Origin of the sequence: Microbacterium neungamense, assembly GCF_024971095.1 — a bacterium.
GTDB classification, from domain to species: Bacteria; Actinomycetota; Actinomycetes; order Actinomycetales; family Microbacteriaceae; genus Microbacterium; species Microbacterium neungamense.
This window is the reverse complement of the sequence record NZ_CP069717.1, coordinates 1,431,903-1,448,104: the sequence shown is the minus strand read 5'-3', so window position 1 is coordinate 1,448,104 and position 16,202 is coordinate 1,431,903. Positions and strand designations below refer to the sequence as shown.

Annotated in this window: 15 protein-coding genes; 9 read left to right on the top strand and 6 right to left on the bottom strand. The window is 72.4% G+C overall.

Translation table 11 applies throughout. The annotated features are described in order from the left end of the window. Positions 1-24 precede the first annotated feature (24 nt). Entirely contained in the window at positions 25-618 is a 594-nt protein-coding gene (locus tag JSY13_RS06930; RefSeq protein ID WP_259606009.1) for a TetR/AcrR family transcriptional regulator, read from the bottom strand. 131 nt (positions 619-749) lie between these two features. On the opposite strand from JSY13_RS06930, the gene JSY13_RS06925 reads away from it, so the two are divergent. The 5 genes from JSY13_RS06925 to JSY13_RS06905 are packed head-to-tail and all read left to right on the top strand — an operon-like array spanning position 750 to position 6,707. Continuing rightward, positions 750-2,321, top strand: coding sequence for a carboxyl transferase domain-containing protein (locus tag JSY13_RS06925; protein ID WP_259606008.1), 1,572 nt, complete (start codon positions 750-752; stop codon positions 2,319-2,321). A 7-nt stretch (positions 2,322-2,328) separates the two neighbouring features. Then, positions 2,329-4,266 (top strand): acetyl/propionyl/methylcrotonyl-CoA carboxylase subunit alpha, encoded by a 1,938-nt coding sequence (locus tag JSY13_RS06920; RefSeq protein WP_259608153.1) that lies wholly within the window; start codon positions 2,329-2,331, stop codon positions 4,264-4,266. Continuing rightward, complete coding sequence (locus tag JSY13_RS06915; protein ID WP_259606007.1) at positions 4,263-5,417, top strand: acyl-CoA dehydrogenase family protein; 1,155 nt, start codon at positions 4,263-4,265, stop codon at positions 5,415-5,417. The genes JSY13_RS06920 and JSY13_RS06915 overlap by 4 nt, the downstream gene beginning before the upstream one ends. 9 nt (positions 5,418-5,426) lie before the next feature. Then, on the top strand, positions 5,427-5,903 hold the full coding sequence (locus JSY13_RS06910; protein ID WP_259606006.1) for a MaoC family dehydratase: 477 nt from the start codon (positions 5,427-5,429) through the stop codon (positions 5,901-5,903). Beyond that, a complete protein-coding gene (locus tag JSY13_RS06905) occupies positions 5,904-6,707 on the top strand; it encodes an HpcH/HpaI aldolase/citrate lyase family protein (protein ID WP_259606005.1) in 804 nt (267 codons plus the stop codon). Between the two features lie 43 nt (positions 6,708-6,750). Here JSY13_RS06905 and JSY13_RS06900 read toward each other — a convergent pair whose 3' ends face one another. Both JSY13_RS06900 and JSY13_RS06895 read right to left on the bottom strand, forming a co-directional pair. Then, positions 6,751-7,389: a histidine phosphatase family protein gene (locus JSY13_RS06900; protein ID WP_259606004.1), complete on the bottom strand. Its 639-nt coding sequence runs from the start codon at positions 7,387-7,389 to the stop codon at positions 6,751-6,753. Positions 7,390-7,398: 9 nt separating this feature from the next. Continuing rightward, entirely contained in the window at positions 7,399-8,370 is a 972-nt protein-coding gene (locus tag JSY13_RS06895) for a Sir2 family NAD-dependent protein deacetylase (protein ID WP_259606003.1), read from the bottom strand. Between the two features lie 67 nt (positions 8,371-8,437). Here JSY13_RS06895 and JSY13_RS06890 point away from each other — a divergent pair, with 67 nt between their 5' ends. Beyond that, positions 8,438-9,922: an HNH endonuclease signature motif containing protein gene (locus JSY13_RS06890; protein ID WP_259606002.1), complete on the top strand. Its 1,485-nt coding sequence runs from the start codon at positions 8,438-8,440 to the stop codon at positions 9,920-9,922. 62 nt (positions 9,923-9,984) lie between these two features. Continuing rightward, the gene (locus JSY13_RS06885) at positions 9,985-10,785 is read left to right on the top strand and encodes a TrmH family RNA methyltransferase (protein WP_259606001.1); all 801 of its coding nucleotides are present in this window, start codon (positions 9,985-9,987) and stop codon (positions 10,783-10,785) included. A gap of 48 nt (positions 10,786-10,833) precedes the next feature. Here JSY13_RS06885 and JSY13_RS06880 read toward each other — a convergent pair whose 3' ends face one another. Continuing rightward, entirely contained in the window at positions 10,834-11,661 is an 828-nt protein-coding gene (locus tag JSY13_RS06880) for an SGNH/GDSL hydrolase family protein (RefSeq protein WP_259606000.1), read from the bottom strand. Positions 11,662-11,778: 117 nt separating this feature from the next. On the opposite strand from JSY13_RS06880, the gene JSY13_RS06875 reads away from it, so the two are divergent. Together JSY13_RS06875 and JSY13_RS06870 are read left to right on the top strand one after the other, a co-directional pair. After that, a complete protein-coding gene (locus JSY13_RS06875; protein WP_259605999.1) occupies positions 11,779-13,521 on the top strand; it encodes a DEAD/DEAH box helicase in 1,743 nt (580 codons plus the stop codon). A 116-nt stretch (positions 13,522-13,637) separates the two neighbouring features. Then, positions 13,638-14,726, top strand: coding sequence for a VIT1/CCC1 transporter family protein (locus JSY13_RS06870; RefSeq protein WP_259605998.1), 1,089 nt, complete (start codon positions 13,638-13,640; stop codon positions 14,724-14,726). Here the strand turns inward: JSY13_RS06870 and JSY13_RS06865 are convergent. Together JSY13_RS06865 and JSY13_RS06860 are read right to left on the bottom strand one after the other, a co-directional pair. Continuing rightward, positions 14,683-15,702, bottom strand: coding sequence for an IS3 family transposase (locus tag JSY13_RS06865; protein ID WP_259605997.1), 1,020 nt, complete (start codon positions 15,700-15,702; stop codon positions 14,683-14,685). The two genes, JSY13_RS06870 and JSY13_RS06865, sit on opposite strands and share 44 nt — an antisense overlap. Next, a complete protein-coding gene (locus JSY13_RS06860; RefSeq protein ID WP_022883238.1) occupies positions 15,699-16,016 on the bottom strand; it encodes a transposase in 318 nt (105 codons plus the stop codon). Before JSY13_RS06860 ends, JSY13_RS06865 begins: the two co-directional genes overlap by 4 nt. Positions 16,017-16,202: the final 186 nt, after the last annotated feature.

Below are 16,202 nucleotides of genomic sequence, written 5' to 3'. Positions count from 1 at the left end.
TCGGATGCGGCGCTGCGCGCGGGCTCAGACGTCCGCGCGCAGCGCCGCATCCGCCATCGCGGCCAGCAGCTCGGCGGTCCGCGCCTGCGAGCGGGAGGCCGAGCGGGTGCTGTGCGGGGTGGAGTTGATCAGGCCGAAGCACGCCTGCACCCGCAGCCGCAGCTCGTCCCGGCTGCCCGCGCGCAGCGCGGCGAGCGCGTCGATCCAGAGATCGATGTACGCGCGCTGCAGACGGCGCACCTCGGTGCGGTCGTCGTCGGCGAGGTGCACCAGGTCGCGGTCCTGCACCCGGATGACGTCGGCGTTGCCGAGGGCGAAGTCCACGTGGAAGGCGATCAGCGCGCGCATCCGGGCGTCCGCCTGCTCGGCCCGGGCGGCGACGGCGGCGCCGCCCTCCGTCAGCCGCGCCGAGACGCCCACCAGCACGGCGCCGAGGAGAGCCTGCTTCCCGGTGAAGTGGCGGTACACGGCGGGGCCGGACACGCCGACGGCGGCGCCGATCTCCTCCAGGCTCACGCCCGAGTAGCCCCGCTCGGCGAACAGGCGCGCGGCCGCGGCCAGGATCGCGTCGGTGCGCTCGGCCTTCGCGCGATCGCGGGCGGTCGCCGTGCTTGTCATCTCGGTTAATCCTCGCTAACCTGAATCATCGGATTAGTGAACACTAACCGAAACCGCGGATCGGCGCCACAGCCGGGATCCGCAGCAGAGGTCGCACACGTCGAAGTCGCACACGTCGAAGAGGACGCACGATGCCGTTCACCCAGCAGGAGCTCGCCGCGCAGCTGCACGAACGCCTCGCCGAAGCCGCCCGCGGCGGACCCGAGGCCTCCCGCGAGCGCCACGTCGCACGCGGCAAGCTGCTGCCGCGCGATCGCGTCACCCGTCTGCTCGACGAGGGCAGCCCGTTCCTGGAGGTCGCTCCGCTCGCCGCGCACGGTCTGTACGGCGGCGAGGCCCCCGGCGCGGGCGTGATCGCCGGGATCGGACTGGTGCACGGCCGGCACGTCATGGTGGTGTGCAACGACCCCACGGTCAAGGGCGGCACCTACTTCCCGCTCACCGTGAAGAAGCACCTCCGCGCCCAGGAGATCGCCCTGGAGAACCGGCTCCCGTGCCTCTACCTCGTCGACTCCGGCGGGGCGTTCCTGCCCAAGCAGGACGAGGTGTTCCCCGACCGCGACCACTTCGGGCGCATCTTCTTCAACCAGGCGCGGATGTCGGCCGCGGGCATCCCGCAGCTCGCCGCCGTGCTGGGGTCATGCACCGCCGGCGGTGCATACGTGCCGGCGATGAGCGACGAGACGGTCATCGTCCGAGGCCAGGGCACGATCTTCCTGGGGGGCCCGCCGCTGGTGAAGGCGGCGATCGGCGAGGTGGTCAGCGCCGAGGAGCTGGGCGGCGGCGAGCTGCACGCCCGGCGCTCCGGCGTCGTGGACCACCTGGCCGAGGACGACGAGCACGCCCTGGAGATCCTGCGCGACATCGTGGCGACCCTGCCGCCGCCCGCGGCGCCGGCCTGGGAGGTGCAGCCGTCCCGTCCGCCGGCGGTGCAGGGGAGCCTGTACGACGTGGTGCCGGTCGACGTCAACGCCGCCTACGACGTGCGCGAGGTGATCGGCCGGCTCGTCGACGCCGAATCGGTCCGCGAGTTCAAGGCCGAGTACGGGACCACGCTGGTCACCGCGTTCGCCCGGCTGCACGGGCATCCGGTCGGCATCATCGCCAACAACGGCGTGCTGTTCAGCGAATCCGCGCTCAAAGGCGCGCACTTCATCGAGCTGTGCGATCAGCGCGGCATCCCGCTGCTGTTCCTGCAGAACATCACCGGCTTCATGGTGGGCACGGACGCCGAGGCAGGCGGCATCGCCAAGGACGGCGCGAAGATGGTCACCGCGGTGGCCACCACACGGGTGCCCAAGCTCACCGTGATCATCGGCGGCTCGTTCGGCGCCGGCAACTACTCCATGTGCGGGCGGGCGTACTCGCCGCGGTTCCTGTGGAGCTGGCCGGCCAGCCGCATCTCGGTGATGGGCGGCGCGCAGGCGGCATCCGTCCTCGCCACCGTGAAGGAGGACCAGCTCACCGCCCGCGGCGAGTCGTGGACGGCAGAGGAGCGCGCCGCCTTCGAGGACCCGATCCGCGCCCAGTACGAGGAGCAGGGCGAACCGTACTACGCGACCGCGAGGCTCTGGGACGACGGCATCGTCGACCCCGACCGCACCCGGGACCTGCTCGGCCTCGCCCTCGACGTCGTCTCCCGCAGCCCGCTACGGGGTGCCGAGCCCGTCGAAGCGCCGCGCTTCGGCGTCTTCCGGATGTGAGGCCGTGATGTTCCAGACCGTGCTCGTCGCCAACCGGGGCGAGATCGCCCGCCGCGTGATCCGGACGCTGCGCCGTCTCGGCATCCGCAGCGTGGCCGTGTACAGCGACGCCGACGCCGATGCCCCGCACGTGCGCGAGGCGGATGCGGCGGTGCGGATCGGCGGCCCCGCGGCATCCGACTCGTACCTGCGGGTCGACGCGATCGTGGATGCGGCGCGGCGCACGGGGGCCGACGCCGTCCACCCCGGATACGGCTTCCTGTCCGAGAGCATGGCGCTGGCCTCCGCGTGCGCCGAGGCGGGCGTCGTCTTCATCGGACCGGATGCCGAGGCCCTCGAGGTCATGGGGGACAAGGCGAGGGCGCGCGACCACGTGGCGCGGAACGGCGTCCCGGTGGTGCCAGGCTTCAGCGCCGCGGGCATGGGCGAGGAGGAGATCCGGCGGCGGGCGGCCGAGGTCGGCTACCCGCTGCTCGTCAAGCCCAGCGCCGGAGGCGGGGGCAAGGGTATGGAGATCGTCCGCGACGGCGACGGGCTCGCCGCGGCCCTGGCCTCCGCGCGGCGCGTCGCCGCGGCCGCGTTCGGCGACGACACCCTGGTGCTGGAGCGGCTGATCCGGCGCCCGCGGCACATCGAGGTGCAGGTGTTCGGGGACCGGTACGGCACCGTGCGGGCGCTGGGGGAGCGGGAGTGCACCCTGCAGCGCCGGCACCAGAAGGTGATCGAGGAGGCGCCGGCCGCGAACCTGCCCGACCCCGTGCGGCAGCTCCTGTTCGAGGCCGCCGTGCGCGCCGCGGAGAGCGTGCACTACGTGGGTGCCGGCACGGTCGAGTTCCTCGTGGATGCGGATGCCGTGGACGAGGTGTTCTTCATCGAGATGAACACCCGGCTGCAGGTGGAGCACCCGGTCACCGAGGAGGTCACCGGCCTCGACCTCGTCGCGCTGCAGCTGCAGGTCGCGGCGGGGGAGGCGCTGCCCGAGGCGCCGCCGGTGCGCGGTCACGCGATCGAGGCGCGCGTGTACGCGGAGTCGCCGGAGCGCGGCTTCCTGCCGCAGACGGGCACCGTGCTGCTCTTCGACGCGCCGGCCGGGGTGCGCGTGGATGCCGCGATCGAGACCGGTTCGGCGGTGACCGGGTTCTACGACCCGATGATCGCGAAGGTCGTCGCCGCCGGCCCCGACCGCGAGACGGCGCTGCGCCGGCTGGACGCCGCCCTCGCCGACACCGTCGTGCTCGGGGTGGAGACGAACATCGCCTTCCTGCGCGCGCTCTGCCAGGACGAGCGGGTGCGCGCCGGCGATCTGGACACCGGCCTCATCGAGACGCTCCTGCCGTTCCGCACGGGTGCGCCGGGCGAGCGGATGCTGGCCGCCGCGGCATCCGTCGCCCGATCCGCCGCCGGGGCGGGCGCCGCTGCGGACTCGGCGGGGCCGTCGGGGGCGGGGCCGTCCGGGGTGGGCCCGCTGTGGCGCGAGCTGCGCGGCTGGCGCCTCGGCGAGCGTGCGCCGGAGCCGGCCGTCGCCTTCCTCACCGACGACGACGAGACCCTCGAGGCGCCGGATGCGGGAAGCGGGACGCCGGCGCTGCCGGCGGCCGTCGACGAGGACGGTGCGGTCTGGGTCGCGGAGGAGGGCAGGACCGTGCGGCTGCGGCCGCTGAGCCGGCGCGCCCGCATGGAGCGGCGGCTCGCCGAGCGACTGCCGGCCACCGGGCCGCGCCAGCCGGAGGGCCGTGCGCCCATGCCCGGCAGCGTCGTCGCCGTGCACGTGCCGGACGGTGCGCGGGTGCGCGCCGGCGACCCGCTCGTCTCGATCGAGGCGATGAAGATGGAGCATCCGGTGCTCGCGCCGCACGACGGCACGGTGCACCTCCTGGTCGCGCTCGGCGACCAGGTGCGGCGCGACCAACCCGTCGCCCGCGTGAGCGAGGAGGAGACAGCATGACCGAGGACCTCAACGACGAGGAGCGCGAGCTCGCGGCGATGGTGCGCGACTTCGCCGAACAGGTGGTCGCCCCCCAGGCGTACGAGGCGGACCGCAGCCACGCCCTGAACATGGAGGTGGTGCGGCAGATGGGGGAGCTGGGCCTGTTCGGCCTGCCGTTCTCCGAGGAGTACGGCGGACAGGGCGGCGACTACCTCGCCCTCGGCATCGCGATCGAGGCGCTCGCCCGGGTCGACCAGTCCATCGCGATCACGCTGGAGGCGGCGGTCAGCCTCGGGGCGATGCCGGTGTACCGGTTCGGATCGGAGCAGCAGAAGCAGGAGCACCTCCCGGCGCTGCTCGCCGGCGAGGCGCTGGCCGGCTTCGGCCTCACCGAGCCCGAGGCCGGCAGCGACGCCGGAGCCACCCGCACCACGGCCCGCCTGGAAGGCGACGAGTGGGTGATCGACGGCAGCAAGCAGTTCATCACGAACTCCGGGACGCCGATCACGCGCTTCGTCACGGTCACCGCCGTCACGGATCAGACCCCCGACGGGCGCAAGGAGATCTCCACGATCATCGTGCCGAACGGCACGCCCGGTTTCACCGTCGAACCCGGATACGACAAGGTCGGCTGGCGGGCATCCGACACGCATCCGCTCACCCTGCAGGGCGCGCGGGTTCCCGCCGGCAACCTGCTCGGGGAGCGCGGCGCCGGCTTCCGCAACTTCCTCAGCATCCTCGACGAGGGCCGCATCGCGATCGCCGCTCTCGCGACCGGAGCGGCGGAGGGATGCCTGGAGGCCGCGGTCGACTACGCGCAGAAGCGGACCGTGTTCGGGGCGGCGCTGAGCACCCGGCAGAACGCGCAGTTCACGCTGGCCCGGATGCGGGCGCGCGTGCACACCGCGCGGCTGGCCTGGCACCATGCGGCCCGGCTGCGGGACGCCGGCAGACCGTTCGCCGAGGCGGCGGCGATCGCGAAGCTCGTCTCCGGCGAGGCGGCGATGGACAACGCCCGCGACGCCACGCAGATCTTCGGCGGCAACGGCTTCATGAACGAGTATCCGGTGGCGCGACACTACCGCGACTCGAAGATCCTCGAGATCGGCGAGGGCACCACCGAGGTGCAGCTGCTCGTGATCGCGCGGGCGCTGGGACTCGCGGGGTAGCGTGGCGCCATGACCGACATCGTCCAGCGCGGGCTGTACTACGAGGAGTTCGAGGTCGGCGCCCGGTACCTGCACCGGCCGGGCCGCACCGCGACCGAAGCCGACAACGTGCTGTTCACCACGCTCACGATGAACACGCAGGCGCTGCACCTGGACGCCGCGTTCGCCGAGACGCAGCAGCCGTTCGGGCAGCGCCTGATGAACTCGATGTGGACGCTGTCGACGATGGTGGGCTCGTCGGTGGCGCAGCTGACGCAGGGCACCCTGGTCGCGCAGCTGGGGCTGGGGGACATCGCGTTCCCGCATCCGCTGTTCCCCGGCGACACGCTGTACACCGAGAGCGTCATCACCGAGAAGCGGCTGTCGTCCTCACGCCCGGGGCAGGGGATCTGCACGATCGCGCACACCGGGCGCAATCAGGACGGCACGGTGGTCGCCACCGCGACCCGGACCGTCCTCGTGCGCTGCATGCCGGAAGGGGAATGAATGTCCTTCGATCTCGGTCCCGCGCTGCTGTTCTGCCCCGCCGACCGTCCGGAGCGCTTCGCCGGAGCGCTGGCGAAGGCGGATGCCGTCATCCTCGATCTGGAGGATGCGGTGCTGCCCGGCGCGAAGGCGAGCGCCCGCGAGAGCATCGTCGCGGCCGACCTGGACCCGACCCGCGTGATCGTGCGGGTGAACCCGGCCGGCTCGGCGGATTTCGACGCCGACCTCGCGGCGGTCGCACGCACCCCGTTCCGGACGGTGATGACCGCGAAGACGGAGGATGCCGGGGCGCTCGACGTCTTCGGGGAGGACTATCGCGTGCTCGCGCTGTGCGAGACCGCTCGAGGAGTGCGAGCGGCCGATACCATCGCCGCGCATCCGCGGGTCGCCGGGCTGATGTGGGGCGCGGAGGACCTGGTCGCCTCTCTCGGCGGCACCGCCAGTCGCTTCGCGGACGGACGCTACCGCGACGTGGCGCGTGTCGCCCGCGCCCAGGTGCTGCTCGCCGCCGGGGCTCACGGCAAGGCCGCCATCGACGCCGTGCACCTGGACATCGACGACGAGGACGGGCTGGCCGCCGAGGCGGCGGATGCGGTGGCATCCGGCTTCCGGGCGACCGCGTGCATCCACCCGCGGCAGGTGCCGATCATCCGCGCCGCCTACCGGCCCGACGAGGACACGCTGGCGTGGGCGCGCGCCGTGCTCGCCGCCGCCGAGGGGGAGCGGGGCGTGTTCCGCTTCCAGGGCCGCATGATCGACGAGCCGGTGCTGCGGCACGCTCGATCGCTGCTGGCCCGCGCGTGAGCCGGTTCGTGCCGCCTCTCACCTCCGGGTCGCCCTGCGCGCGTCAGGCTTCGACGGTCTCCGCCGTGACGACGGCGGTGTCCGCCGCGGCGACGGCCTGCACCGGCACATCGTCGAGCAGGCGCAGCGTTCCGCGCTCCGCGAGGAAGCGGTGCACCGAGCCGTTGCGCAGCACGTCGCCCTCTCGGGGCAGCGTTCCGCCCGACACGTGCTGGAGGAGGGCGCGAATGACGCCGCCGTGGCTCACCACGACGATGGACTCGGCCCGGGGTGCGGAACGCCGACGTGATGCGCGCACGATGCGCTCGAGCGAGTCCAGGGCGCGGTCGCGCACCTGTGCCATCGTCTCCGCACCGGGAACCTCGGCGTGCCAGTCGCCGTACCGGGCGAGGTAGTCGGCGACCAGCATCCCCTCGCCGTCGCCGAACTCGCGCTCCCGCAGCCCCCGGGTCACCCCGGGTTCGGGCAGCCCCAGCGCGCCTGCGATGATCTGCGCGGTCTCCCGCGCGCGCATCAGCGGGCTGGCGTAGATGGCGTCCGGCCGCAGCTCTGCGAGCACTGCCGCGGCGGCGTGCGCATCGGCACGCCCGGTGTCGTTCAGCGGGATGTCGGTCGAGCCCTGGATGCGGCGCGCGAGGTTCCAGTCGGTCTGACCGTGGCGGACGAGGGTGAGAAGGGTCACCCCTCGAGACTACGTGAGCGGCCTGAGAGCCCCCGCGCCGAGCATCCGGGCCAGGCCGCCGAGCACCTCGGTGGTGCCGCCCGGCACGACGACGTCCGCCCAGGCATCCGCCCGCGTCGGCTCGCGATTCACGATGACCAGGGGGATGCCGCGCCGGCGCGCCCGCTCGATCACGCGCACGCCGGAGTTCACCGCGAGCGAGGTGCCGGCCACGAGCAGCGCGTCGGAGCCGCGCAGCAGCGATTCGGTGGCGCGGAAGCGGTCGGCCGGGACGTACTCGCCGAAGAACACCACGTCCGGTTTCAGCATCCCGCCGCACACCGTGCACGGCGGGATCACGAACCCCGCCGTGCTCTCGGGGGAGACGTCGCCGTCCGGATTGAGGACGATGCTCTCCGGGACGGTGATCCACGGGTTGAGCTCCTCCAGGCGGGCGGCGACGTCGCGACGGTCGAAAACCTGACCGCAGTCCAGGCAGAGGACCCTCCGCATCGTTCCGTGGATCTCCACGACGCGGGTGCTCCCGGCGCGCAGGTGCAGCCCGTCCACGTTCTGGGTGACGACCCCGGTGACCGCGCCGGCGCGTTCCATCGCGGCGAGCGCCAGATGGCCGCCGTTGGGCTCCGTGGAGGTGAACGCCCGCCAGCCGAGGTGCCCGCCCACCCAATAGCGGCGGCGGGCGGACTCGTCGGCCAGGTACGTCTGGATCGTCATCGGGGTCCCGCGCGTCCGCGCCCCGGCGCCGCGGTAGGCGGGGATGCCGGAGTCGGTGGAGATGCCGGCGCCCGTGAGCACGGCGATCCTGCGACCGCGGAGGACATCGGCCGCCTGCGCGACCAGGTCCTCCGGCGCCTGCTGCTGCTCGCTCGTCCGCACCTGCCCGAGTCTAGGTCGGCAGGAGCGGGTGCGGGCCGGGAGCCGGGATGTGGCGCCCCGTTCCGCCGCGGCCGCGGGGCTGCCGACCATCGTCGATTCCGTCATGGCCGCGCCCATCGTGCCGATCTCGAACGTAAGTACCAATGTCGGTGGCCCGTGGTGTAGTGGAGATATGAACAAAGAGCTGCTGGATGTGAGTGCCGACAAGGCCGCGGCGCTGGAGCGGCTGGTGTGCTCGGTCGGCGAGATCGAGGGGGTGCTGACCCGCCTGCAGGCGATGCGCGACGGGTTCCTCGCGGTGGGCGCGCAGCTCGCGGTCGAGATCGCGGCGGAGGCGGAGCACCCCGATGGCGGGGACATGTCGATCCGGTCGCTGACGGCGGAGCTGGGCGCGCTGCTGCGGGTCAGCGACCGGACCGTGCAGCGGCGGATGTCGGATGCCTCGGCGCTGGTGACCCTGTTCCCGTCGGTGTGGGAAGCGCAGGGGGAGGGGCGGATCAACGCCGGGCACGCACGGGTGATCGCCGATGCCGGGTCGGGGCTGACGGAGGCGAGCGATCGGGCGGCGTTCGCCGCGCTGGCGTTGGAGGTCGCGGAGCACGAGTCGCCGAACCGGCTGCGCAAGATCGCAGCGCGCCTGGCCGAGCGGTTCCAGCCGCGGTCGATCGAGGAGCGGCATCGGGAGCAGCGGGCGCGGCGGGGCGTGTGGGTCAAGGACGGTGCGGACGGGTGCGCCGAACTGGGGATGTCCGGCCCGGCGGCGCTCGTGCACGGCATGTTCGACCGGCTCACCCGCATGGCGCAGACCGTCAAGGCGGAGAACGCCCGCGCCGCCCGCGACCTCGCCCGCGCCGCTGGGGAGGATCCGGAGCGGGAGCTGCGCGCCTCCGATGACCGGACGCTGGGGCAGTTGCGGGCGGATCTGCTCGCCGATCTCGTGCTCACCGGCACCCCGGCCGGGCACGACACCCCGGAGGGATTGCTTGCAGGCATCACCGCGCAGGTGGAGATCACCGTCCCCGCGATGACGCTGATGGGCTGCGACCTCACGGCCGTCCGAGCGGCTGCCGGCGCCTTCCTCGCCGGCACGGGCCGCGCACCGGTGTCGGCGGGCGTCGGGTCGAGCGTGTGGACCGGGGGCCGATTGCCGCCGGCGATGCTGAACGGCCGCTCGCCGATCGATCTGCGTACCGCGCGGATGCTCGCCGGCGCGGCCTCCGGGTGGGACCGGGTGCTCACCGACCCGTTCACCGGGGCGATGCTCGCGGTGGATCGGTACCGGCCCGGCGCAGACCTGAAACGGCATCTGAAGGCCCGCGATCAGCGCTGCCGGTTCGTCGCCTGCGGCTACCCGGCGCGCCTGTGCGACCTGGACCATCATCAGGACGCCGCCCTCGGCGGGGCCACTCGCGCCGACAATCTCGGCGACTTCTGCCGACGGCACCACGTGCTCAAACACTGCGCGCCCTGGCATGTGCGGCAGCTGCCCGGCGGACTGATGGAATGGACCAGCCCCACCGGCCGCATCTACATCGACCAGCCGCCACCCCAGAACACCGTCACCTTCACCCCGCCGGACGCTCCCGGGGGCGTCTCTCGCACGCCTGATCTCTGGGGTCCGCTCGAGCAACGGCAAACAGCGCTCGCCCCCTTCTGACATCGCCTGACACCGACGTCGCTGACATCGCCTGACACCGACATCGCTGACAGAGTGGACGCATGCATGTCGTGCGCCTCACCGATCCGGGCGATCCCCGTCTCGACGACTACCGCGCTCTGACCGACATGGCGCTGCGCCGCGTGCACGAGCCGGCCGGAGGCCTCTACATCGCGGAGTCCATGAAGGTGATCGAGCGCGCGCTCAGCGCCGGGCACGTCCCGCGCTCCGTCCTCATCCAGGAGAAGTGGCTCGGACAGGTCACGAGCCTCGTCGGCGCCCTCGACATCCCCGTCCTCGTCGTCCCGGACACGGTCGCCGAGCAGGTCACCGGCTTCGCGGTGCACCGCGGCGCGCTGGCGGCCATGCACCGGCCCGCCCTTCCGACCGTCGCCGACGTCGTGCGCGATGCCCGGCTCGTCGTCGTGCTCGAGGACATCGTCGACCACACCAACGTCGGCGCCGCCTTCCGCGCCGCGGCCGGCCTCGGTGCCGACGCCGTGCTGGTGTCCCCGCGGTGCGGCGACCCGCTGTACCGGCGCAGCGTCCGCGTGAGCATGGGCACCGTGTTCCAGGTGCCGTGGACGCGGATCGGCGACTGGCCGGATGCCGCCGACGAGATGCGCCGGCTCGGCTTCGAGCTCGCCGCCCTCGCCCTCCGGGAGGACGCCGTCCCGCTCGACGCCTACGCCGCCGCGCGACCGGCACGCGTCGCCCTGATGCTCGGCACGGAAGGGGACGGGCTGTCACCCGCCGCGCTGGACGCGGCGGACCGGATCGTGACGATCCCGATGACCGGCGGGGTGGACTCCCTCAACGTGGCATCCGCGGCCGCCGTCGCCCTCTGGGCCCTGACCCACTGACCCCACCCGCCCCCGCGCGACCACGCGCACCGGCAGGGGCCGCGAAGGCTACTCCGCGTCCAGGAACGCGACCGGCGCGGCATCCGGCCGCTTCGGCGTGACGTTGTCCCCCGAGGACTGGTGGCGCAGCCGTCGCAGCACCCACGGCACCAGGTGCTCCCGAGCCCAGCTGATGTCCTCCGCACGAGCCTGGCGCCAGGTCTTCACCGGTACCGGGTCGGGCTGCATGGCCTGCAGCTCGTTCGGGACGTTCAGTGCCCGCAGCACCATCCGCGCCACCTCGTGATGCCCGAGCGCGTTGTAGTGGAGCCGGTCGTCGGCGAAGAACCGCGGGTCCTGCACCACCTTCAGCGCCCACTGGTCGGCCACGATGCAGTCGTGACGATCGGCGATCGCCCGCACGTTCTCGTTGTAGATCGCGACTTTGCCGCGGAACGGCCGGAACACCGGCGTGAAGCCGGTGTCGATCCCGGTGAAGAGGACGACGGCCGCCCCCGTCGAGGCGAGCCTTGCGACGGCGTCCTCCAGCTGCTGCGCGATCTCGTCCGGATCCGTGCCGACGCGGATGACGTCGTTGCCGCCCGCGCAGATCGAGATCAGATCCGGCCTCAGGGCGACAGCGGGCTCGATCTGGTCGGCGACGATCTGCGCGATGAGCTTGCCGCGCACGGCCAGATTCGCGTAGGCGAAGTCGTCCGCGTCCTGCGCCAGCACCTCGGCGACGCGGTCGGCCCACCCGCGGTGCCCGCCCGGCACGTTCGGGTCCGGGTCGCCGATCCCCTCCGTGAACGAGTCGCCGATCGCGACGAACCGCCGCCAGGGATGCGTGCCCTCGTTGTCGCGGTGCGGGGTGCGGGCCGAGTCCTGATCGGGCATCGTGCTCTCCTTCGCTCGCGGTGCGCCGGGGGTGGTGGCGGCACCGCATGCGAGCCTACCCCCGCCCCGCGCCGGGGCAGCCGAGCGGTGTCCGCGGGCTGGATTATCGTAGAGGCGATGCTCTCTCCGTCCTTTCCTCAGCGTGCGCCGTGGGGGACGGCCGACAAGCTCAGGGCATGGCAGCGGGAGGCACTGGAGGAGTACTTCCGGGCCGACAAGCGCGACTTCCTGGTCGCCGCGACGCCGGGCGCCGGTAAGACCACCTTCGCGCTCACGCTCGCGGTCGAGCTGCTGCGCATGGGCGAGGTGGACCGGGTGATCGTGGTCACCCCCACCGAGCACCTCAAGACGCAGTGGGCGGATGCCGCCGCGCGCGTGCACATCCGCCTCGACCCCCGCTTCCGCAACAGCCACTGGGCGCCGTCGCGCCAATACCACGGCGTGGTCGTCACCTACGCCCAGGTCGCCGCGAAGTCCAGCGTGCACCGGCATCTCACCGAGTCCGCGAAGACCCTCGTCATCCTCGACGAGGTGCACCACGGCGGCGACGCGCTCAGCTGGGGCGACGCGATCCGCGACGCGTACACGCCCGCGAAGCGCCGCCTGCTGCTCTCCGGTACGCCGTTCCGCAGCGACACCGCCCCGATCCCGTTCGTCGAGTACCTGCCCGACGAGTCAGGCGCGCGCGTCTCCAGCACCGACTACCGCTACGGATACGGCCGCGCCCTCGCCGACGGCGTCGTCCGCCCGGTGCTGTTCCACATGTACGCCGGCAAGATGCGCTGGCGCACCAGCGCCGGCGACGAGCTCGAGGCGCACCTCGGACAGGACAACACCAAGGACGTCACCTCGCAGGCCTGGCGCACGGCACTGGATCCGGAGGGGGAGTGGATGCCGGCGGTGCTCTCCGCCGCCGACCGCAGGCTGAGCGAGATCCGCCACCACGTCCCGGATGCCGGCGGGCTCGTCCTCGCGACCGACCAGACCGTCGCCCGCGCCTACGCGAAGATCCTGCACAGCATCACCGGCGAGCACCCGACCGTCGTCCTCTCCGACGACGCCACCGCCTCCGAGCGGATCGAGAAGTTCAGCGCCGGTACCAGCCGCTGGATGGTGGCCGTGCGGATGGTGTCCGAGGGGGTCGACGTCCCGCGCCTGGCCGTCGGGGTGTACGCCACCTCCTCCTCGACCCCGCTGTTCTTCGCACAGGCCATCGGCCGGTTCGTGCGCGCCCGCCGGCGCGGCGAGGCCGCCAGCGTGTTCCTGCCCAACGTGCCCGTGCTGATGACCCTCGCCAACGAGATGGAGCGCCAGCGGGACCACGCCCTCGACCGGCAGACGAAGGACGACGACGGCTTCGACGACTCCCTGCTGGAGAGCGCCAACCGTGAGGAGGAGGCCTCCGACGCGCTCACGCAGGAGTTCAGCTATCAGGCCATCTCGTCGGTCGCGCACTTCGACCGCGTCGTGTTCGAGGGCAAGGAGTTCGGCCAGCTCGCCGAACCCGGAACACCCGAGGAGGAGGAGTTCATCGGCATCCCCGGGCTCCTCGAACCCGAGCACGTGCACGAACTGCTCATGCAGCGTCAGGCCCGGCAGAGCCGGCTCCGCGAGGCGCGCGAGGCTGCGCAGGGCCCCGAGCAGACGACCACGCTGCCGCCCCCGCTGCACCGCACGCTGCGCGAACAGCGCCAGCTGCTGAACAGCCTGGTCGGGTTGTACGCGCGCCAGAGCGGCGAGCCGCACGGCGCGGTGCACGCCGAGCTCCGTCGGCTCTGCGGCGGCCCCGCCGTCGCGCAGGCCACGGTCGCCCAGCTGCAGGCGCGGATCGACCTGCTCCGCAAGCGCGTCCGCTCCTGAGTGCGTTCGCGGAGCGGGTTCGGATGCCCGAAATGCTGGCAATCCGGCATCCCGGGGCATCCGGCAGCCGGGCCGCCGATAGCGTGGAACGGTTGTCCCGACCCGTGAGGAGAGTCATGCAGGCCCCCGCTGAGCCGACCGCCGCCGACCGGAAGCGCTGGGCGCGCTACCTCGTCGAGGAGCGCTCCGAAGGCGCCGTGTACCGCCGGCTCGCCGCCCGTCGCGACGGCGAGGAGCGGGAGATCCTGACCGCGCTGGCGGATGCCGAGCGTCGTCACGAGCAGCACTGGCTCGACCTGCTCGGCGGGGAGCCGGCGAGGCTGCCCTCCGCAGGCATCCGTTCACGCATGCTGGCCTGGATGGCCGGCCGCTTCGGGCTCATCTTCGTGCTGGCCCTCGCGCAGAGCGCCGAGGCGCGGTCGCCGTACGACGCCGAGCAGTACGCCACTCCGGCGATGCGCGCCGACGAGAAGGTCCACCACGAGGTGGTGCGCGGGCTCGCCGCCCGCGGCCGGCGGCGCCTGTCCGGATCGTTCCGCGCGGCGGTGTTCGGCGCGAACGACGGCCTGGTCAGCAATCTCGCCCTGGTGCTCGGAATCGGCGCGACCGGGGTGAGCAGCAGCTTCGTGCTGTTCAGCGGCATCGCCGGGCTTCTCGCCGGGGCGCTCTCGATGGGGGCGGGGGAGTTCGTGTCGGTGCGCTCCCAGCGCGAGCTGCTGGCCGCCACGGAGGCCAACGACCATGCGGATGCCGCAGCCGCAGACCTCGACATCGACGAGAACGAGCTCGCCCTCGTCTACCGCGCCCGCGGGATGGATCAGGACGAGGCGCTGAAGCGCGCGCGGCGCATCGTCAGTGCCGCCCGCGAAGGCGTGCGCCGCGCCGCCACCGGGCCGGTCGGCGCGGTCGGCACGGATCACGAGATCGTCGGCAGCGACTGGACCGCCGCGCTCTCCAGCTTCCTGCTCTTCGCCTCCGGCGCGATCGTCCCCGTGCTGCCGTGGATCTTCGGACTCAGCGGGACCACAGCGATCGTCACGGCCCTGATCCTCGTTGGCGTCGCCCTGCTCAGCACGGGCGCCATGGTCGGCATCCTGTCCGGCGGCCCGCCGCTGCGCCGCGCTCTGCGGCAGCTGGCGATCGGCTTCGGGGCGGCGGCGATCACCTACGGGCTGGGGTTGGTTTTCGGCGTCGGGGCGGTCTAGGACGAAACGATCGAGGCCCCGGTCCGTGGGACCGGGGCCTCGTTTCGTGCGCGAGGGGGTGTTGGAATTCATCACATCGTTGACAGCCGATCGTGCGGACCTCGTCGGTGATCGTTGACGCCTGAGTCGCGACATCGTTGACCAACTCGACTCGGTAGTCCTCGGCCCGCTCGATGAGCGTCAAGGCGTCCGGGATCTCGTCGAGGAACAGCCGCTCGTACTTCAGCGTCCCGAACCCGCGTTCGCGTGACCCGTTCTGGCCTGGCGACTTCACCCGGGTGCGGACATGCCGAAGCTCGGGGTGACGCATGATGAACAACTCGAAGTTCAACGACCGGAACGGGCCGCCATTGTCCGTGACGATGGTGAGGACCGGCAGCAGCTCCCCGGTGTCCGCATCGACCTCACACTCGTCGACGAGCGGGTGCCCGAACAGACGCTCGTACTCGGCCAAGGCGAGATCGATCGCGGCGATCGCGTCGTACTGGTTCGCCGTCGGCGACACATGGAACGGGTACTCGAGCTTCGAGAACCAGTCCCGACACCCCGCGATCCGCCAGGTCCCGCCCTGGGTGGTCTCGAACTCGCTGAAGTCCAGCTGCCACACCTGGTTCGGTCCGGTCGGGTTGCGAGCGAACGCTGCCTTCCGGTCCTTCGCCAACTCCCGACGCTGCTTCTGGTACTCCGACGGCAGGATCAGCCCGTCGTCACGCAGCAGCCGCAGCACCGTCGCCTGCGACACCTTGTGCCCGTCGTGCCGCGTCATCGCCCAGATCTTCCGGTGACCCCACGCCGGCTTCGCCAACGCATGCTTCACCACCAGCGGCCGAGCGGCATCCCTCGCCGGCTGCGGCCGCGGCCCCTTCGGCGGCTGTTCCTGCCGCGCCTTGGCCTGCCAGCGTCGCCAGGTGCGTTCGGGCATGTCGATCAGCTTGCAGAACCTCGCGGTCGACATGCCCGCCTCGACGCGGATCACCTCGAGGTCCTCGAAGGGCCCAAGCGTCCCTCCGCGGACTTCTTCCATACCCGGATCTCGACCGCCGCCTCACCGAGCGCCTGGGTCAGCTCCGCGACCTCCGCCTCGAGCTGCTGCTCCCGGGTCGAGGGCCCGTTCTTGCCCGCCGCGAGACTCGTCTTCCCGGCCTCGAGGAAGTCCGCCTTCCACCGGCCGATCGACTGCTCGCTGACCTTCTCGCGCCTGGCCGCCTCGGCGATCGTCATCTCGCCGGCGAGGATGCTCAGCACGATCCTCGTCTTCTTCTCCACCGGGATCACAGGTGGTCTTCCCATGTCGAACTCTCCGCTCAGGACTCAATCAATGGTCCTGCCACAAAGTCTGACGCGCGACACTCGGGTCCAGCCCCTATCAGCGATCACACACCGCCAACCAGGCCCGGTGACAACACCCCCCGGATCATCGAGGACAGGGGGCAGCAATCATGCCGGGCCCGGCAGGCCGTCACCGCCCAGCATGGC

Bases quoted from the DNA above. Each gene is read 5' to 3' on its own strand.
- JSY13_RS06930 (WP_259606009.1), bottom strand. From the start codon at position 618: ATGACAAGCACGGCGACCGCCCGCGATCGCGCGAAGGCCGAGCGCACC.
- JSY13_RS06925 (WP_259606008.1), top strand. From the start codon at position 750: ATGCCGTTCACCCAGCAGGAGCTCGCCGCGCAGCTGCACGAACGCCTC.
- JSY13_RS06920 (WP_259608153.1), top strand. From the start codon at position 2,329: ATGTTCCAGACCGTGCTCGTCGCCAACCGGGGCGAGATCGCCCGCCGC.
- JSY13_RS06915 (WP_259606007.1), top strand. From the start codon at position 4,263: ATGACCGAGGACCTCAACGACGAGGAGCGCGAGCTCGCGGCGATGGTG.
- JSY13_RS06910 (WP_259606006.1), top strand. From the start codon at position 5,427: ATGACCGACATCGTCCAGCGCGGGCTGTACTACGAGGAGTTCGAGGTC.
- JSY13_RS06905 (WP_259606005.1), top strand. From the start codon at position 5,904: ATGTCCTTCGATCTCGGTCCCGCGCTGCTGTTCTGCCCCGCCGACCGT.
- JSY13_RS06895 (WP_259606003.1), bottom strand. From the start codon at position 8,370: ATGACGGAATCGACGATGGTCGGCAGCCCCGCGGCCGCGGCGGAACGG.
- JSY13_RS06890 (WP_259606002.1), top strand. From the start codon at position 8,438: ATGAACAAAGAGCTGCTGGATGTGAGTGCCGACAAGGCCGCGGCGCTG.
- JSY13_RS06885 (WP_259606001.1), top strand. From the start codon at position 9,985: ATGCATGTCGTGCGCCTCACCGATCCGGGCGATCCCCGTCTCGACGAC.
- JSY13_RS06880 (WP_259606000.1), bottom strand. From the start codon at position 11,661: ATGCCCGATCAGGACTCGGCCCGCACCCCGCACCGCGACAACGAGGGC.
- JSY13_RS06875 (WP_259605999.1), top strand. From the start codon at position 11,779: ATGCTCTCTCCGTCCTTTCCTCAGCGTGCGCCGTGGGGGACGGCCGAC.
- JSY13_RS06870 (WP_259605998.1), top strand. From the start codon at position 13,638: ATGCAGGCCCCCGCTGAGCCGACCGCCGCCGACCGGAAGCGCTGGGCG.
- JSY13_RS06860 (WP_022883238.1), bottom strand. From the start codon at position 16,016: ATGGGAAGACCACCTGTGATCCCGGTGGAGAAGAAGACGAGGATCGTG.